Origin of the sequence: Rapidithrix thailandica (assembly GCF_039710355.1) — a bacterium.
GTDB classification, from domain to species: Bacteria; Bacteroidota; Bacteroidia; order Cytophagales; family Flammeovirgaceae; genus Rapidithrix; species Rapidithrix thailandica.
In genome coordinates this window covers 269,840-289,208 of sequence record NZ_JBDKWZ010000002.1, presented here as the reverse complement: position 1 = coordinate 289,208, position 19,369 = coordinate 269,840, and the positions used below count along the sequence as shown (strand labels likewise).

Annotated in this window: 12 protein-coding genes; 8 read left to right on the top strand and 4 right to left on the bottom strand. The window is 43.3% G+C overall.

All coding sequences use genetic code 11. The features are described from left to right. Positions 1–57: 57 nt before the first annotated feature. The 8 genes from AAG747_RS04660 to AAG747_RS04625 all read left to right on the top strand — a co-directional run bounded on the left by AAG747_RS04660 (position 58) and on the right by AAG747_RS04625 (position 13,899). Positions 58–3,537, top strand: a complete 3,480-nt coding sequence (locus AAG747_RS04660; protein WP_346819971.1) for a SusC/RagA family TonB-linked outer membrane protein — start codon at positions 58–60, stop codon at positions 3,535–3,537. Positions 3,538–3,550: 13 nt separating this feature from the next. After that, on the top strand, positions 3,551–5,023 hold the full coding sequence (locus AAG747_RS04655) for a RagB/SusD family nutrient uptake outer membrane protein (protein WP_346819970.1): 1,473 nt from the start codon (positions 3,551–3,553) through the stop codon (positions 5,021–5,023). A gap of 107 nt (positions 5,024–5,130) precedes the next feature. Continuing rightward, positions 5,131–7,509, top strand: coding sequence for a hypothetical protein (locus AAG747_RS04650; RefSeq protein WP_346819969.1), 2,379 nt, complete (start codon positions 5,131–5,133; stop codon positions 7,507–7,509). Positions 7,510–7,695: 186 nt separating this feature from the next. After that, positions 7,696–9,909 (top strand): alpha-N-acetylglucosaminidase, encoded by a 2,214-nt coding sequence (locus tag AAG747_RS04645; protein WP_346819968.1) that lies wholly within the window; start codon positions 7,696–7,698, stop codon positions 9,907–9,909. Positions 9,910–10,024: 115 nt separating this feature from the next. Continuing rightward, complete coding sequence (locus tag AAG747_RS04640; protein ID WP_346819967.1) at positions 10,025–10,735, top strand: 3-keto-disaccharide hydrolase; 711 nt, start codon at positions 10,025–10,027, stop codon at positions 10,733–10,735. Between the two features lie 187 nt (positions 10,736–10,922). After that, positions 10,923–12,362 carry an arylsulfatase gene (locus AAG747_RS04635; RefSeq protein ID WP_346819966.1) on the top strand — a complete coding sequence of 480 codons (1,440 nt, stop codon included), beginning with the start codon at positions 10,923–10,925 and terminating at the stop codon, positions 12,360–12,362. 342 nt (positions 12,363–12,704) lie between these two features. Further along, positions 12,705–13,403 (top strand): DUF4377 domain-containing protein, encoded by a 699-nt coding sequence (locus AAG747_RS04630; RefSeq protein WP_346819965.1) that lies wholly within the window; start codon positions 12,705–12,707, stop codon positions 13,401–13,403. A gap of 58 nt (positions 13,404–13,461) precedes the next feature. Beyond that, the gene (locus AAG747_RS04625) at positions 13,462–13,899 is read left to right on the top strand and encodes an META domain-containing protein (protein WP_346819964.1); all 438 of its coding nucleotides are present in this window, start codon (positions 13,462–13,464) and stop codon (positions 13,897–13,899) included. 47 nt (positions 13,900–13,946) lie between these two features. On the opposite strand, the gene AAG747_RS04620 is transcribed toward AAG747_RS04625, so the two are convergent. The 4 genes from AAG747_RS04620 to AAG747_RS04605 all read right to left on the bottom strand — a co-directional run bounded on the left by AAG747_RS04620 (position 13,947) and on the right by AAG747_RS04605 (position 19,366). After that, the gene (locus AAG747_RS04620) at positions 13,947–15,083 is read right to left on the bottom strand and encodes a vWA domain-containing protein (RefSeq protein ID WP_346819963.1); all 1,137 of its coding nucleotides are present in this window, start codon (positions 15,081–15,083) and stop codon (positions 13,947–13,949) included. 2 nt (positions 15,084–15,085) lie between these two features. Further along, positions 15,086–15,997, bottom strand: coding sequence for an AAA family ATPase (locus AAG747_RS04615; protein ID WP_346819962.1), 912 nt, complete (start codon positions 15,995–15,997; stop codon positions 15,086–15,088). Between the two features lie 115 nt (positions 15,998–16,112). Then, positions 16,113–16,973: an FAD binding domain-containing protein gene (locus AAG747_RS04610; RefSeq protein WP_346819961.1), complete on the bottom strand. Its 861-nt coding sequence runs from the start codon at positions 16,971–16,973 to the stop codon at positions 16,113–16,115. A 14-nt stretch (positions 16,974–16,987) separates the two neighbouring features. Continuing rightward, complete coding sequence (locus tag AAG747_RS04605; protein WP_346819960.1) at positions 16,988–19,366, bottom strand: xanthine dehydrogenase family protein molybdopterin-binding subunit; 2,379 nt, start codon at positions 19,364–19,366, stop codon at positions 16,988–16,990. Between the last annotated feature and the right edge of the window lie 3 nt (positions 19,367–19,369).

Genomic DNA, 19,369 nt, shown 5'->3' with positions numbered 1-19,369 from the left:
AAGGGCTAATTCAACATTTGTTTCGTGATTTAATAACCACCAAAACAGTTTAAATATATGAAAGTGAATTTACTCAGACAAGTCATTGCTATGTCTAGACAGACCTTTTATGGCCTCATCTTGCATTGCTTATGCGCAGGAATACTACTGGCCAACCCTGGGAATGCCCAAAAAAATAAAACCGAAGGACAAAAAAGTATCAAAGAAGTTAAGCTTTCCGTCAGCTTGCACGATGCTTCTTTAGAAGATGCTTTTACCCAAATTGAAGCACGCACCGGGTTTAATTTTTTATACAAAACCCAAAGCCTGGACCGGAAAGTACGGATCTCCACCAAAGCCAAAAATACGTCCTTGCAAGAGTTGCTCACTCTGTTGGCTCAACAAGGGAAATTACAATTCAAGCGGATCAACTCTACCATTGTGGTCAATCCTTCTACTCACGGTATCGTCATCACTGAGGAAATTTCCCCTCTGCAAGAGGTTGTTGTTTCCGGGAAAGTTACTTCATCAGATGAAAAGTTAACGTTACCAGGTGTGACTATTTTGGTGAAAGGAACGACTAAGGGAACAACAACTGACTTTGAAGGGAACTACAAAATCAATGCTCCGGTGGGGAGTATTCTCTCATTCAGCTACATCGGGTACATTACCCAAGAAGTGGAAGTAACAAAGGAAACGTCCATGAATGTAGTTTTGGAACCAAATGTTTCACAACTGGATGAAGTGGTAGTGGTGGGATATGGTACGATGAAAAAAAGTGATCTGACCGGATCGGTGGCTTCGGTAAAGGCCGAAGAGCTTCCCATGGCTGCCAATACTTCGGTAGGACATATGCTTTCCGGTAAGGCGGCTGGGCTGCAAATCGTACAAAACAGTGCCCAACCTGGTGGAGGATTGGATATTTTGATCCGGGGTGCGGGCTCTGTCAATGCCAGCAATGCTCCGCTTGTCGTTGTAGATGGGTTTCCCGTATCCAATTTTGAAGAGCCTGGCAGTGGCAACCGATACAGTGGAGGGACAAAAAGCTTTTTGAGCATGATCAACCCCCAAGATATTGAGTCGATTGAAGTCTTGAAAGACGCCAGTTCAACGGCAATTTACGGAGCCAGAGCGGCAAACGGTGTGATATTGATTACCACCAAAAGAGGGAAAGAAGGGAAAGTGTCCGTTCAGTACAACGGATCTTATTCCGTGCAGAAATTCAGCGAACGTTGGGACATGCTCTCTGCCGGAGAGTATATGGAAGAAACTAACCGTTATCTGAAAGAAGATTGGCTTAAGCAAAATACCATTGCTCCTTATGGGAGCACTGATCCGGGGACAGCGCCTGCTTTTGTGCCCCGGTTTTCCGAGCAAGAAATAACAGAAGCCGGTAAAGGAACCGATTGGATCGGGGAAATCTTACGCCCGGGAAGTATTCAACAGCATAACTTGACGGTTTCAGGAGGAAATAAAAATACGAAATATCTGATTTCCGGAAACTATTTCGACCAAAAGGGTATCGTAGAGAATAATAATTTCAAACGCTTTACCGGAAGGATTAACCTCGATCAAAACATTGGAAAGTACTTAACGGTCGGGGTCTCGGCTACAGGAAGTAAAATTACCAATGATAATGTACCCTTAGGTACCGGGCAGTTTGAGAATTCCTCCATTATTCGTTCGGCTTTACAGTTTAACCCGACCATTGCCATCAAGGACGAAGAGGGCCATTACCTCTTGGACCCCAACCAATCGTATTTGCCTAACCCCGTTTCATTGTTGGATATTACAGACGTGAGCGAAATGGAAAAGTGGTTTGTGAATTCTTATGTGGAGGTAAAACCTTTTGAAGGTTTGAGGGTGAAAATGAACCTGGGAATGGATCGCAACCTGGCAATACGCAATACCTATTTGCCTAAGTCGACCTTGTATGGTGAGCGGGAAGGAGGAAGAGCGTCTATTTCCCAAAAAAGTAAAACAGACTATTTGTTTGACCTGGTAGCCACCTATTCCAAAACGTTGAACGAAAACCACGATCTTACCGTAATGGCGGGGTATTCGTATCAAGAGTTTAATTTTAGTGGTTTTTCTGCCAACAACCGAAAATTCTTATTGGATGCTTTTCTATGGCATGATCTGGGTGGCGGGCAAGCCGAAAAGCCGGGAGTGGGTTCTGAAGGTGGTAAAGATATGATTGCCTCGTATTTCGGAAGAGTAAACTATACGTTTAAAGACCGGTATTTATTAACGGCTACTTTACGGACTGACGGAGCTTCAATTTTTTCCAAAAATAACAAATGGGGCTTATTTCCTTCCGTTGCCCTTGGTTGGCGAGTGATCAATGAACCGTTTATGGCTTCTACCAAAAATTGGCTTTCGAATTTGAAATTGCGCTTAAGTTATGGGCAGACTGGTAATTCCAATTTTGTATACAATGCCAACTCTGCCTTTGCTACCGGAGCTAACTTTCCGTTCGGAAATACAGAGTCTACAGGAGTGTATACAAGTCGCTTGGAAAACCCGGATTTGAAATGGGAAACCACTTCGGAAGTTAACCTGGGGCTGGATTTTGGTTTCTATGACGACCGGATCACGGGTTCGATTGATGTGTTTAATAAAGTTATTTCTGATTTGCTAGTCAAAAAACCTTTGTTATCCTACCACGAAGTAAATTGGATTCCGTCCAATGCCGGATCAACGCAAAGTAAGGGGGTGGAAGTGACATTGAATTCCCGTAACATTGATAACGGTACCTTCAAATGGTCGACTACGGTGAATTTTGCGGCTTACAAGGACAAATGGAAAGATAGAGATGCCCATTGGAAACCTTCTATTTACGAAGGTAAAAATGACCCGATCCGTCCGATTTATAAATACGTCTCTGATGGCTTGGTGAAAGAGGGAGAAGACGTGCCGCATATGCCGGGAGCTATTCCGGGAACAATCAAACTAAAAGACCTGAATGGCTTTTTGAGAGATGAAGAAGGAAACCCGGTGGTGGATGAAAACGGTCGCTTTTTGTATTCGGGTCAGCCTGATGGGCGTCTTGATCAAGCGGATGTCGTACTTTTAAGTTCAGAAGATCCAGGCTTTTACGTAGGATTCGATAATCACTTTACATTCAAAAATTTTGACCTGGGTTTGAGTTTCTACGGAATGTTTGACCGCTACAAAATTAATGATACCCGAAGTTTTTATGCTACGGAGTCATTTCGCCTAAAGGACGGATCAAACATGATGGATTTGGTAAAAGACCGTTGGACTCATGACAATACTCAAACGGATATACCTTCCAGTTTTCAGGCAAATTCCAGTTACAGTGCCGGAGATTACTTTTATGAAAAAGCCTGGTTTATCCGCCTTCGAAATATCACATTAGGTTACACTTTACCCAATACCTTATTTAAAGGCGCGGTATCCAATGCCCGGATTTATGTAGATGCCCAAAATGTATGGCTTAACTCGCCTTATTCCGGTTTGGACCCGGAAACCGATAGCATGGCGGGTTACCCCAACCAGCGGACTTTAACCTTTGGAGTAAACTTAACCTTCTAAACCAGAAAATGAGATGAAAAAAATTCAAAAAATAATCATATATCTTGTCATTAGTTTTTTTGCTTTTAGCTGCCACAACGGCTTGGAACCGGAAGTCTATAATGAAATTTCTCCCTCAACCTTTTATAAGGCTGAAGAGGATGTAACGGCCGCTGTCACTGCTATGTACTCACCGTTTAGTGCCACTGGCTGGGGAGCCATTTTTTCCACTACTCAGGGAGGATATCCGGTATTTACGGAAATGGCCACCGATGTGATGGATTGCCAATGGGGAGATGGAGGCTCCTGGTCAACCATTGATGAATTCCGTTGGTTACCTACTACTAATTCCGTTACCAGTTTTTACAATCGCTATAATCATATCAGTGCCATTACGCTTACCCTCAATCGTATGGAGCCGGTAGAGATGAATGAAGAATTGAAAAAACGCTATGTGGCTGAGTTGAAAGCCGCTAGAGGATGGTTGGCTTTTATGATATATGATTTGTACGGACCTTTTACCGTAGCCCCGCTGGAAGTATTGCAAAACCCACAAGAGGAAGTCATCATAGAGCGGCCCACTAAAGAGTGGATGGTGAGTTATATCGAAACAGATTTGAAAGATGCAGTGAGTGAACTTCCATTATCTTATGAAGAACAAGATTGGGGACGCTTTACCAAAGGTACTGTGTTAATGGTGATGTTAAAATTGTATATGCATGAGAAAAAATGGAGCGAAGCAGTGGGAGTAGCCGAACAACTGACTGCTATGGGATATGAGTTAATGGACGACTATGCATCCGTATTTACCCTGGAAAATGTTCGAAATAAGGAAATCATCTATGCAGTGCCTTGTAATGAAAACTGGGGGCAAATGTGGCATGCACATGTATTGCCTTATAATTTCCCTACCAACAATACCAATATTCAAAAATGGTCGGGGTACCGGATGCCTTGGAGCTTTTATGATACCTTCGAAGACGAGGATGCTCGCCTGGAGGTAATCATCAGCGAATATGAGGGAACAGACGGAGGCCATTTTGACCGGGATAATCCGGGTGCGCATTTTGTAAAAGGGGCCATCCCGATGAAATATGGTGAAGACCCTGCACAAGTTGGTGCAAACAGTGCGATTGATTGGATTGTATTCAGGTATGCAGATGTTTTGTTGTCGTTAGCCGAAGCAAAAGCCCATGTAGCAGGAGCGCCTGATCAGGAATGTATTGACCTGGTAAACCAGGTGAGAGTGCGAGCCCAATTGGATCCGGTAGCATTAGCTGATTATGCATCTTTGGAAGCGTTCAATGATTTGGTGTTGTTGGAACGGGGACATGAATTATTTAATGAAGGCTATCGCAGACAAGACCTGATTCGTCACGGAAAATTTCTTGAAAAAGCCCAGGGAGTTCCCGGAGCGTTGCCGGAAAGCTATAAAGTATTGTTTCCTGTACCTCAAGGCATCATCAATGAAGGACAAGGAAAAGTGATTCAGAACGAAGGCTATTAGTGAAAAGAGATATAGCCACTTTAATGAATTGAAATATAACAGTTTCCCCTATGGGATATTTGCCCCTAAAAGGCAAGTATCCCTTTTTTAAAAAAAAGACAATTGTAATGATGAGATACCTATTTTTATTCCTGTTTTTGTGTTTGATCACGAGTGATTTAAGAGCGCAAGGTAAAACCTATTGGTTAAAAGGCGAAGAGTATCAGCTTACTATAAATGCAAAAGGCCAGATTGTATCCTTTGATACAAAAGGTGAAACCGGTAAAAAGACAATTCCATTCCAATCTGGTGAGTTTGCAGGGCCTTCCTGGTTTGCCAGTTTGGAAAAGGAGGATACAAGTTTTGTACAAGTACGTCACACTTCAGGATTAAAATTTCAAGGAAGTGAAGGAGGTTTGTTATTCTCCATTGAGTTTCAAGACCTTCATCATACCCCGGCAGTGGTCGCTACCGTAAAAAATACCGGATATACACCCGTCCAACCGCAAACTTTGGGCTTGAGAATGGGCTTGAATACGTATATGGAAAAATATCCGGATTGGAACCATAAGTTTTTTCCTAATACATTACGTTGCGAAAAAACGCATTTTTGGGGCTATGCCATGGCACCTGATGGCCGGGTATTAAACATTGCTTCTCCCGATCCCATCGCTGCCTGGAGCAATGAATTCACTATGTCATGGGGAGAGCCGGGGTATCAATGGCATGGACACAGGATTACTTCTTTAAACCTAAACTTAATCAATGCGTTGCCATTGCCCGACAGGCATCCGCAAAACTTGTATCAATTGAAGCCGGGTGAAGAAAAAAGCTGGGTCATTTATTTAAAGCCGGTTCGGGAATTGGAACAAGTTCCTGAAACCTTGGCAACGTTGACTTCAGCCCCCTTTTTACAAATAGACAGGACCACCATTGCCCAAGGCGAGCAGGCGAAAGTAAAGGTTATTTCCGGTGCCGCTTGTAAGTTAAGAGTTGTAAGCCCTTCGGGTAAGTCAACAGAAGCCGCTTTGTCTGCAAACGATAGCTGGACATTTGAAGGGAAGGATGAACCGGGGGTGTACCGGTTGACGGCAATTTCCGAAAACGGTAAGCAATCCGAAGCGATGATTTCTGTTAGGAATCCTTGGCATTGGTATTTGAACCAGGCCCGTAAAGCTGCTATTAAATATCCGGCCAGGGCGACTACCCATTGCGAAACCTGGTATGGATTATATACCTTGTATTTGGCTCAAAAATACGATCCCGATCAAGCGTTCTTGACAAAGACCGAAGTGCGCTTTCAAAATATCTTTCCGCAATTGTACGATGAGCAGAAATTGGAGCCTATCAAAATTGCCCACAGAATTCAGAATACGACTACGATGATCGGTGTATTGGTGGACCGTTACCAAGCCACGGGAGATTTTGAAAGTCTTCGAAAGGCATCCGGGTTAGCTGATTGGGTGTTGAACCATGCACAGGCGGAAGACGGCTCTTACCGCGCGGGGAACACGCATTACACCAGTGTGATTTATCCCGCCAAAAGCATTATGGAGCTATTTGAAGTAGAAAAAGAACTTGGTAAAAAAGACCGGAAATGGAAAAAAGCCTATCAAAGGCACTATACATCGGTAAAAGCGGCCATGGATGAGTTGGTGGCTAGTGGGGATAATATCGATACGGAAGGCCAGCTTACCTATGAAGATGGGATGATTTCATGCTCGGCCTTACAACTGGCAAAGTTTGCGCTTTTACAACAAAAAGAAGCGGAAAAGCAACGCTATGCTCAAGCGGCTCTGAAACTCTTGAAAGGGCATCGAAGTTTGACACAATTGCTGATTCCCGACAGTCGTCAGCGCAATGCTACTTTGCGATTCTGGGAATCACAATACGATGTATATATTCAACCCAATATGTTTAATTCTCCTCACGGCTGGACTTCCTGGAGGACGTATGCCACATATTACGCGTATTTGTTGACAGGAGATGAAGATTGGCTGATTCAGACATTTAATGCCTTGGGAAGTTCTGTGCAGGTCATTGATTTTCAAAGCGGAGATTTGCGATGGGCCTTTGTTCCTAACCCTTATGTTCCTGTGATTCAAACAGCCGAACCTATTCATGAAGCCAATCTCGATGTCTATAACCCAGGACATTATCACCCTCTCAAAAGAAAGCACCATAGTTACGTTTTGGGTGAGCAGTATGTAGACATGATTTCGGATTGGATTAAAGGAAACAGTCAGGACAACGATGTTCATGAGCACTTTAAATGTATGGAAGAGACCGTATTGACAAATGCCTTTGTCGTTGAACGGGCCAATGGCGAATTGGTCGGGTACAATTGTAAAGTCCGAGAGGTAGAAGGTAAGCTTCAAATCCATTTCACAGAGGGTTTAGTCCGACAAATCCATTTTAATCTGGCATCTGAAAAAAACGTGGAAATCCTTCATCAAAAGGAAAAGAAAACGATCAAAGTGAATGGAGCAAAATGGGTGAGTTTATAAAAAAAATAAACACTGACTCTCGGAATTTCTTATCAAATAAATTTCAATTTTCTAGTAAAAAAACAGTTAAAGTTTGAAATTCCTTTAAATGCTTTAAACTATTAATAATGAGTATTTTATGTTTGACTTGTTTAAGTGAGTACTTCAAAGTATTTATTGGCTGATTTTTTAATGAATTACGAACCAATGAAATTAAAAATTGAGATATTCTTTTTCGCTTTCTGTTTTTTAGTGTTTGGATGTAAAACCACTACCACTACAGAAGTGAAACATAATCATTCTTCAGGGTTGGCAGTGTCCCGGCTTGCCGAGCGCTTACTCCCGGAGCATGTAAGCCAATTGGTCTTTGAAGAAATAGTCCTCTTGGAAAGTGGCCAGGATGTTTTTGAGTTGGAAACTATTAATGGCAAGCTTCATATCCGTGGGAATAATCCGGTGAGCAGGGCCACAGGCTTGAATTGGTATTTGAAGTATTATACCCATTCTCATATAGCCTGGGGAGCGTCTCAATTGGATTTACCGGAAAAGTTGCCGGAAGTAAAGACCAAAGTCCGGAAGGTTACCCGGCAGGTGAAACGCTATTACCTGAACTACTGTACGTATTCGTATTCCATGGCTTGGTGGGACTGGGAACGTTGGGAAAAAGAGATCGATTGGATGGCTTTACATGGGATCAATATGCCCCTGTTAGTACTGGGGGAAGAAGCTGTTTGGCAAAACACCTTGCAGCGTTTAGGCTATGCAGACTCTGAAATTAAAGAGTTTATTTCCGGGCCTGCCTTTTTTGCCTGGTGGCATATGAATAACCTGGAAGCTTGGGGAGGACCTTTGCCGGATAATTGGATCAAAAAGCAGGTAGTACTGCGCAACAAGATTCAGCAGCGAATGGAAGATTACGGAATGACTCCGGTATTTCAGGGTTTTTACGGAATGGTACCTAACTCCCTGAAAGCAAAACGACCCGAAGCTAATATTCACGATCCGGGTTTATGGTGTGGTTTCCGCAGGCCTGCTTTCTTAATGCCTTCTGATTCTTTATTTGATGAGATGGCCAGTATCTATTATGAAGAACAAAATAAACTCTTTGGTAAAGCAGCTTATTACGGTGGAGACCCTTTTCACGAAGGAGGAAATACCGAAGGGGTAGACTTGGCAGCGGCCGGAAAAACAGTGATGGCTGCCATGAAAAAGGCCAATCCGGAAGCTGCTTGGGTATTACAAGCCTGGCATGCCAATCCGCGTCAACAAATGATCGAAGGGCTACCCCAAGGGGATGTGACGGTGTTGGATTTGAATACGGAAGACCGTCCGTTATGGGGAGAGCCGAATTTCAAACAATACAGGGAAAACGGCTTTGGAAAGCACGAATGGATTTGGTGCATGTTACACAACTTTGGCGGAAATGTAGGCATGTATGGAAGAATGGAACGGGTAGTGGAGGGCTTTTTTACCGCTAAAAACCATCCGAACGGACAGCAATTGGTGGGAATAGGGGCAACGCCCGAAGGGATAGAAAATAACCCGGTGATGTATGAATTGCTGTTTGAACTGCCCTGGCACGATAAAAAACTTGTATTAGAAGACTGGATAACAGAGTATGCGATGTATCGCTATGGCAAAAAAAGTGAATCTTTGGAAAATGCCTGGATGGTCTTAAAAAACACCGTTTATAACAATGCTCAACCTCAACAAGGAACTTCCGAGTCGGTATTATGTGCGCGTCCGGCACTCCAGATCGACCATGTATCCGGTTGGGGTAGCACCCGATTGTATTACCAACCGGATACATTGATTCAGGCTTGGACAGAATTTCTGACAGTAACGGATGAATTTAAAGAAGTAGATACCTACCGGTATGACTTGGTAGACCTTACCCGCCAGGTATTGGCCAACCGGGCTAATGTACTACACAAACAAATTGTGGCTGCCTATAAAGAGAAAAACAAGAAAAAATTTCAAAAATTAAAGAATGCTTTCTTAACCCTCTTATTGGATCAGGACCGCTTACTTTCTACACGGGAAGAGTTTATGTTAGGTCCTTGGATTGCCGCAGCCCGGGCAAAAGGAGATAAACCCGTAGAAAAAGATTTGTATGAATGGAATGCCCGTGTCCAAATTACTACCTGGGGCCCAAGGGAAGCTGCCGATGGCGGGAGTCTGCATGAGTACTCTCACCGCGAATGGTCAGGACTGTTAAAAGACTTTTACTACCCGAGATGGAAAATGTTTTTTGATAACCTGGAAAATCATTTGAATGGAAAGCCTTTGAAAAATCTCGATTTTTATGCTTGGGAAGAAGCATGGACGAAACAGAAGAACCCTTTCTCTCTTCAGACCCAAGGTGATGAGATTGAGGTAGTGAAGGCATTGTATAAGAAGTATGGAGGATTGAAGAATTGATGGAATGAAGGAAGAATGAAAGGTTTTGTGTTTTTTTATTGCTGTAAATTACTTTATATTAGATAGTTAATTAATTCTTATCAAGTAATACTATCCAAAAGAATCGCTAAAGAAAATGAAAAAAGTAACCTACTTTATTATCGCTGTTTTTGCTTTGATTTCCTGTTCTTCCCCTTCTCAAACACAAAGTTTATTCAATGGTAAGGATCTCAACGGATGGCATACAGATGTGCCTGAAATGGATAAAAATCCCAAACAGAAAAGCCCTTTTATCGTGCGCGATAGTATGTTGGTGAGTCTGGGCACACCCGCGGGGCATCTGATTACCGATGCGGCATACAAAAACTACAGGCTTCAGGTAGAATACCGGTTTGCCGGAGAGCCCGGTAATTGTGGGGTATTGGTACATGCTTCTATTCCAAGGTCGCTGTATGAGATGTTTCCACAATCCCTGGAGGTACAAATGATGCATGAAAATGCCGGGGATTTTTGGTGTATTGTAGAAGATATCAAGGTGCCAAACATGGAAGAAAGGCGCGGCCCAAAAGAAGAGTGGGGGATTACAGAAGGAAAAAAAAGAAGAATTCTTAATTTGACAGACGGTTCGGAGAAACCCGTAGGAGAATGGAATACGATGGTGATCGAATGCTTTGACGATAAGGTAAAAGTGTGGGTGAATGGCGATTTTGTGAATGAAGGCACAGATTGCACTGCGAATAAAGGACAAATTGCTATTCAAGCGGAAGGTTCTGAAGTAGAATTTCGCAAAATTGAACTCTTACCGATTTCTATGTTATCCAGCGGTAGTACCTTGACATTGGATTGATTTCTCTTTTTGATAAAAAACCAAACATAAGCCCTCTAAGTGAATGGATACCTTGGGGGGCTTTTGCTATGCAAAGTGCTTATTTTCTCAATTGTGTAGTAAGTTTGTCAAGCTGCTCTTAAAGCAACTTATCGCAATGCTAAAATTATTTTGGAGCAGTATATTATTAACTTTAAAACTGAAAAGTATGAAGAAAAACCTAAGTATTCATGTATTAACCCTATTATTTGTTTGGAGTTGGCTGGCATTCGCTTGTACGAAACCGGAAAAGCAAAAGGAGGTCGCCAAAGAACAATCGCCTAATATTATCTTCATTTTAGCCGATGACATGGGAGTTGGTGATTTGGGGTGCTATGGACAAAAGCACATCCAAACCCCACATATAGATCAAATGGCTAAAGAAGGAATGCGGTTTACACAGTTTTATGCCGGTAGTACGGTTTGTGCCCCTTCCCGCTCAAGTTTGATGACCGGCTTGCATACCGGACATGCTCATGTGAGAGGAAATGGTGAATATCCTTTGCCTGAAAAGGAAACGACTTTCCCGCAGTTATTGCAACAACAAGGCTACGAAACGGCCATGTATGGAAAATGGGGACTCGGGCTGCCGGGGACTACGGGAGTACCACAGAAAAAAGGATGGAACCATTTTATGGGGCATTTGCATCATGTGGATGCTCATTTTCAACGACCGGATTCTATGTGGAAGTTGAATGGAGAGCAATTGGAAAAATTTGCCACACCTGAAGACAGTTACGGCAATGAGTTATTTACTCAGGAAGGATTGAACTTTATTAAGCGCCAAAGTAAAGACAAGCCCTTCTTCCTTTATCTTTCGTACACCGTTCCGCATGCGGAATTGGTGGTGCCGGAAAAATACATGAAAATGTATTTGAATGAAAATAATGAGAGTAAGTTTGAACAGGAAAAAGCCTGGCCGGAAGGACGCCATTACGGCCCACAGCCTTATCCGAAAGCGGCTTATGCCGCGATGGTGAGCAGCCTGGATGATTATGTAGGGCAAGTAATCGCTCAACTAAAGGCTCAGGGCCTGGACGAAAATACCATGGTGATTTTTTCCAGTGACAACGGCACTCACGTAGAAGGTGGCCGTACTCGTGAGGATGTAGCCTTTTTTGAAAGCAGTGCCGCTTATAAGGGTGTGAAACGCGATATGTACGAAGGAGGAATCCACGAACCTTTTGTGGTGCGTTGGCCGGGAAAAATCAAAGCAGGGGTGGAAAGTAATCATATTGCTGCTTTTTGGGATATCATGCCGACATTCGTTGAATTGGCAGGCGGTGCCACACCGGACAGCATCGATGGAATATCCTTTGTGCCAACCTTGTTGAATGAAGGAGCCCAGGAAGAACATGAATATTTGTACTGGGAGTTTCACGAGCAAGGTGGAAAACAAGCCGTTCGAAAAGGTAATTGGAAAGCCATACGTTTGAGTGTTCATAAAAATCCTGATAATCCGTTGGAGCTTTACGATTTATCGAAAGATGAGGCTGAGCAGAACAATGTGGCCGAAGCTCATCCTGAAATTGTAAAGGAAATGGAAGCGATCATGAAAGACGCACGTACTGAAAACGAGATTTTCAATTTCACAAAAAAGAAAAGCTAAATGAGGGGATGTTCAATGTAGAGGATTGAAACGCTTTAGCCTCCACAAACACAGGGTTTGTGGAGGCTTTTTATTGATGATAGACTCATATTCTTTTAAAAAAAGTACCGTTTTTATGTCTTTGATCTACAAAGGATTAAGGGTTTTTTAGTAAATTCCGGAGAATTAATTTGCCGGGTATTCAAACCATCTTCCAGGACCGGTTGTCTAGGTAGGTGTTGCAAATTCATCCTTGAAATCAAAAGTAAAAGGCCAGGTAGCGAATTTAATTCAACTATCCGGCTATGTCTTTTTACAAAGAAGTAATTCAGTAAACCAATTAACTTAAACTAAATTTCATTTATGCGAAAAGTATTATGGATGGCTCTTTTTTTAATGGGAGTCATGGCTTGTCAAAGTGAACAAGCAAATGAGGAAAACAATCCCTCATCTGAGGGAGAAACCATTACGTTTTGGGTTTTTCCTTTTCAAACCCAGTGTATAGGGGTAGGGCCGCAAACCTGTTATGAAGTAGGTTATGGGGAGGAACGGCCTGAAAACTGGGAGCTTTTTTACGATTCGATTGAAGGGTTTGAATTTAAAGAAGGGGTGATGTACAAACTGAAAGTCATGAAAACCCCTGTGGAAAACCCACCGGCAGACGCTTCTTCTTTCCGCTATAAGTTGGTGAAAGTCGTAAAAGAATGGGATGGAATCATTGATCCTAAAGCCAACCGGGCGTTTGAAGCTGCCCGTTTGAAAGGGGTTCATTTGAGAGCTGTGGGAAATGAGCCTTTCTGGAATTTGGAAGTTGTGAAAGATAAGCATCTCCGTTTTGACAAATTAGGTGAAGAAGCCATGGTGTCAGTTCCTTATGCGGAACCTGTAAAGGAAGAAAACACCGAAACATATACCATTGAAACCGAAAAGACAAAGTTGACTGCAGTGATAGAGCATACTCCTTGTGAGGATAATATGTCAGGTGAAACGTTTGAACTCTCCGTCACCCTGACGATCAATGGTGAGACTTATAAAGGCTGTGGTAGCATCTTGAACAAATAAGAACAGGATTTTTTGAACGATAACCAGAGTAATTCGGGTTGTGTAAAACCAATTTAACATGAAAAATTTAATGATTGTTTTTGCTATCGCCATGCTTTCGGCGTGTAGTGCACAGAAAAAGAATATGAGTAGCCAACAAAATTCGGAGCCTCCTTACCAATTGCACGATATCTGGGCATTAAAAGAGCTGCAGGGAAAGGCGGTCAGTCCGGATGATTATAAAATGAAAGGCGTTCCTGTATTGGAAATTTATGTAAAGGAAAAGCGCTATTCAGGGCATACAGGCTGTAACCAACTGAACGGGCAGTTGGAAGAATTAACCGCTGAAAAAATAAAGTTTGGAGCAGGAGCCATGACGCGTATGGCTTGCCAGGGAGTGGATGAAGGAACCTATGTGAAAACGCTGGAGTCAGTGGATAGCTTTCAACGCAAAGGCTTGGACTTGGAATTTTTGAGCGAAGGCAAAGTGGTCATGATTTTTAAGAAAATAGATTAAGCAATTCAAACCTTGACAGGTTACAGCCTTAGGGGAGTGAGTCCGTGCTATTTTAAGTATTGACTTAAGCCTCTAAGGCTGTTTATATTATGACAGGGTGCAAAGACATCTATATAAGGCAAAGCTGTTTGCATTCCTTTCACTGACGGTTGATAGTTAGGGTTGCCTGCCAGAGGGTTGAGCCAGATGACTTTATGCGCTTTTTTATGAATGAATTGCATACTCTTTTGCAATAAGGCTGTTTCTCCGGTATCCCAACCATCGCTTAAAATAATGACCACGGTTTTATAGCCTGTTAAAGATTGGGGGTGTTGGGAAATAAAAGTATGAAGAGAACTTCCGATTTGAGTACCACCGTTCCAATCCAACTTCTTCTTTTGTAAAGCATTGAGTACTTCGGCAAATACTTCCTTTTGTAAAATAGAGCTAATCGGGTGTAGTTGTGTGCCGAATACAAATGCTTCCAAGGGCCGGTAAAGGAGCTGAAAAGTGTACATGAACTGTAAAAAAAGCCGGGCATACAATTCCATTGATTTGCTGACGTCACAGAGTAACACAAGCTTTCGAGGTACTTTGATTCTCTCTTTATATACCAGTTCCCAGTATTCTCCACCTTTGCTTAAACTCCTCCGGATGGTTTTGGAATAATCGAGGGTTTTATTGCCACGGCTAGTTTTACTATGCAATAATTTACGGGCCAGTGAGCGGGCAGCACTTTGGAGAATTGGGTACAATTCGATTAAATCCTCCTCCGTAAAGCTGCTAAAGTCCCTTTGCCCGATGGCCGGGTTGGCACTGTATGTAGCAGTTTGAATTTCCTCTTCGGCTGGCGAACTTTTGAGCCATTCTTTTATGGAAAGAATCTTATTTTGCGCTTGGTTTACCGGGGTGGGGTGGGCTTGCTCTTTTATTTTAGCATTGGCAGATGCTTCTACTTCTTTCCAATACTTTGCATAAAGTTCATCAAAAACACCAAGATGAGCTTTGGATTTAATTAGGATGCTCTTTACACATAGTTTGAACATTTCCGGGTGTTGGATAGGAGAGATGCTCAAAGCTTGTAATACCTCGGCAATTTCGGCAGGTCCGGTTTTTATTTGTGCATGCTTGCGCAAATAGCGGCTCAAGCCTACCATATGAGCGCTCAATTCTGTTTTCCGGTCAATAAGTGGCAGGTTGGACATATTTATCCGTTTGATGATTCCAGTTTGCTTTTCACTCCCACTGCTTCAAACAGTTCCGATAAGGAAGTTTGCGTTTGCCGGATGTCTTTCCAATCTTTTAATAATATTCCCAGTGTATTCTCAATCAGTGTTTTATCCAGGTGTTGAATATGCAGGGAAGCCAGGGCCTTTGCCCAGTCCAAGGTTTCGGCAATGCCAGGCGTTTTATCCAGTTTCTCTTTCCGGAGTGCTTGCATAAAATGACATATTTGCCAGGCCAATAAGCGGTCGATACCAGGAACTTTGTTTTTGACAATCGAGAGTTCTTTGTCAAAATCCGGGTAATCAATCCACATATACAAACAGCGCCTTCTCAGGGCTTCGGACAACTCCCGGACCCGGTTACTAGTGATGACAACCTGGGGAATTCGGGTTGCCTGTATGGTGCCGATTTCCGGTATGGAAATTTGCCAGTCAGACAAGACCTCCAGCAAAAAGCTTTCAAATTCTTCTTCGGCTCTGTCGATTTCATCAATCAACAATACCGGAACAGTTTCTTGGCTAATTGCTTGAAGCAAAGGTCTTTTTAAGAGAAACTTATCACTAAAAATCGTTTTTTCTTTTTCTTCAATGGTTTTGCCGCTGTGTTCTTCCAGTTTCAGATGAATCAATTGCCGTTGATAATTCCATTCGTACAAAGCATGATGTGCGTCCAAGCCTTCATAACATTGTAACCGGATGAGTTCGGTATTAAGAGCCTTGGCCATTACCTTGGCGATTTCGGTTTTGCCTACACCCGCCGGTCCTTCGATCAGTATGGGTTTGTCCAAGCGGATGGCCAAAAATACGGACATCACAATAGGATCATCCGCAATATATCCTTGGGCTTCCAGCATTTCTTTGATTTGTTTGAACCCTTCTTGTTTATCTATCATGTGAATGGGTAGTTATGACGAATGCTTTAAAAGGTGGTAATCTTACGTTTTCCCTTCTTATAAAAATACAAAAAGCGGGTGAAACCACCCGCTTTGTTGCATATTTAACGTTGATTTAGAATTTAGTGAGTACATCGTTGATGGCCCGTTTGGCAAAGAGCCTTGCCAAATGTTTACGGTAAGGAGCTTTGGCAAAATGATCTTCCAATATATCCTGTCCTTCTGCTGCTTTTTCGGCTGCTTGGGAAACGGCGTCTTCCGTAGGTTTTTTGCCTTTTAACATATTTTCCACTTGACTGTCGCGGAAGGCATAGTCGGCTACGGAAGTAAAGGCTACGCGTACATCATCGCAGTTGTCATTGGGTTTTGTAATCATCACGGCACAGCCTACAATGGCATAGCGGGAAGCAGGTTGGGCAAATTTCAAATAAGTAGCGTGCGAATGAGGTGCTTGAAAAGGAATACGAATTTCCCGAAGAATTTCATCGTCTTGTATATCCGTCATAAAGATTCCTGTGAAAAAATTAGTTGCAGGGATACTTCTTGTGCCCGATGGGCCTTGTACGACTATTTCCGCTTCGGATATTAAAATTGTGGCCGGGTAATCTGCGGCCGGGTCAGCATGAGCCAGGCTTCCGCCAATGGTTCCTTTATTTCTCACCTGAAGGTCTCCGATCAAAGCGGCAGTCTGGGCCAACACGGGGACCTTTTGTTGAACAAGTTGTGACGAAGCTATTTGATGGTGTGTAGTACAAGCACCGATGACAAGGGAATTGCCTTCGGCACGGATGAAGTTAAGGTCCGAAATTTTGCTGATATCTATGATTTTTTCAGGAGAAGAAAGTCGTAACTTCATAGAAGGGATCAAGCTATGGCCACCGGCCAACAGTTTGGCATCAAAGCCATATTCTTGTAATAGCTTAATGGCTTCATCTAATGTGGAAGGTTTATAATATTCAAAAGTTTCCGGAATCATGGTTGTAAAAGTTTTTAGTGTTCGGATTGGGCCTGTTGGATGGCCGTCCATACATTTTCAGGAGTTAGAGGCATTTGTAAGTCTTTGACACCCAGTGAAGATAGGGCATCCACAACGGCATTTACTACTGCGGGGGTAGAACCAATGGTACCGGCTTCGCCTGCGCCCTTAACGCCTAAGGGGTTATGAGGGCATGGTGTTACTTTACGATCCACTTCAAAACTTGGCAAGTCATCCGCCCGGGGCATGGTATAATCCATATAGGAACCGTTGGTCAATTGTCCGTTTTCATCATAACTTGCCACTTCAAATAAAGCTTGTCCTACGCCTTGGGCAATGCCCCCGTGAATTTGACCGTCAACAATCATGGGGTTGATAACGTTGCCCACATCGTCACAGGCAATAAACCGTTTTAATTGTACTTGTCCGGTGTCAGTATCTACTTCCACCACGGCAATATGGGCACCATATGGATAAGTGAAATTGGCCGGATCGTAGAAACTTGAAAAATCCATACCGGGCTCCAAGCCTGCCGGGTAGTCGTGGGGGACATAAGCCGTAAGGGCCATATCGGCAAAGCTCAGGGACTTGTCAGTGCCTTTTACTGTCCATTTACCATCTTCAAAGGCAATGTCTTCTTCAGAAGCTTCCAGTTTGTGTGCAGCGATCTTAGAACCTTTTTCAATGATTTTGTCAATACTTTTCATAATGGCTGATCCTCCTACAGCCAAACTTCTGGAACCATACGTCCCCATACCAAAAGCTACTGCTTCCGAATCACCATGAACTATTTCTACATCTTCCAGATTGATTCCGAGTTTATCAGCCACCACTTGGGCAAAGGTCGTTTCATGTCCTTGGCCGTGAGAATGAGAACCCACATAAACGCTCACTTTTCCTGTGGGCTGTACTCTCACTTGGGCGGATTCGTATAGTCCGGCTCTGGCACCTAATGCCCCGACTACGGCCGAAGGTGCGATACCGCAAGCTTCGATATAAGTAGAAAAGCCGATTCCTACATAGCGTCCTTGAGAAAGGGCGTGTTGTTGTTCTTTGCGAAGCGATGGGTAATCGATCATTTCCAAAGCTCTTTCCAATACTGCGTGGTAATTTCCACTGTCGTATTGTAAAGCTACTTGAGTTTGATAGCCGGGTTGTTGTAGGCCGTCAAAAGGAGGGATAAAATTTTTCAACCTCAGTTCGGTTGGGTCCATGTTTAATTCCCGGGCAGCGGTATCCATTAGCCTTTCCAGTAAATAAGTAGCCTCCGGTCTGCCCGCTCCACGGTAAGCATCTACCGGAGTGGTGTTGGTAAATACTCCTGTGACATCTACATAAATTGCCGGAGTAGTATACAAGCCTTGTAACAAAGTACCGTGTAGGTAAGTGGGCACACAAGGGGCAAATGTTGAAAGGTAGGCACCTAGATTTGCATAAGTATATACTCTCAGTCCGACTACGTTTCCTTCTTTGTCAAAACCCATTTCGGCTTTGGTAATATGATCCCGGCCTTGGCCATCCGTCAGAAAGCTCTCACTTCTTTCAGCAGTCCATTTTACAGGTCGTTTGACTTGTTTGGCACACCAAGTGACCAATGCCTCTTCCGTATAATGAAAGATTTTGCTGCCAAATCCTCCGCCTACATCCGGTGAAATGACATGCACTTTGTGCTCCGGAATACCCAAAACAAATGCTGACATCAGTAAGCGAATAAGATGGGGGTTTTGCGAGCTGGTATAGAGAGTATATTTGTCGTAGGCCTCTTCGTATTGTCCGATAGCACTACGAGGTTCGATGGCATTCGGGATGACTCGCTGGTTGATGATGTTTAAAGTGGTAATATGCTGCGCTTGAGCCATGGCCTTGTCCGTTTTATCCTTGTCGCCTAATCCCCAATCAAAAGCCATGTTTTTGGGGGCCTCTTCATGTACTTGAGGGGCATTCTCTTTTACGGCTAGGGAAGCGTCTACGACTGCCTCCAATACATCATAGTCTACCTCAACCAATTCTGCCGCATCTTTCGCAATCACATAACTTTCGGCAATGACTACTGCCACGGCATCGCCCATGTACCGTACCTTATCCGCCACCAAAAGTGGGTGAGGTGGCTCTTTCATGGTATCCCCGTTTTTGAAGTCGACTTGCCAACCACAAGGGACTCCGTTAATGCCGGCTGCTTGAATATCTTTTCCGGTAAATACTGTTACCACTCCATTTATGGCTTCGGCCTCTTTCGTATTTACTTTTTTTATCCGGGCATGAGCATAAGGGCTTCGGACAATATACGCATATGTCATTTCCGGCAACACGATATCATCAGTGTAGCGTCCTTTCCCGGTAATAAACCGTTTGTCTTCGACTCGTTTAACAGACTTTCCTATAAGTTTTGACATGGG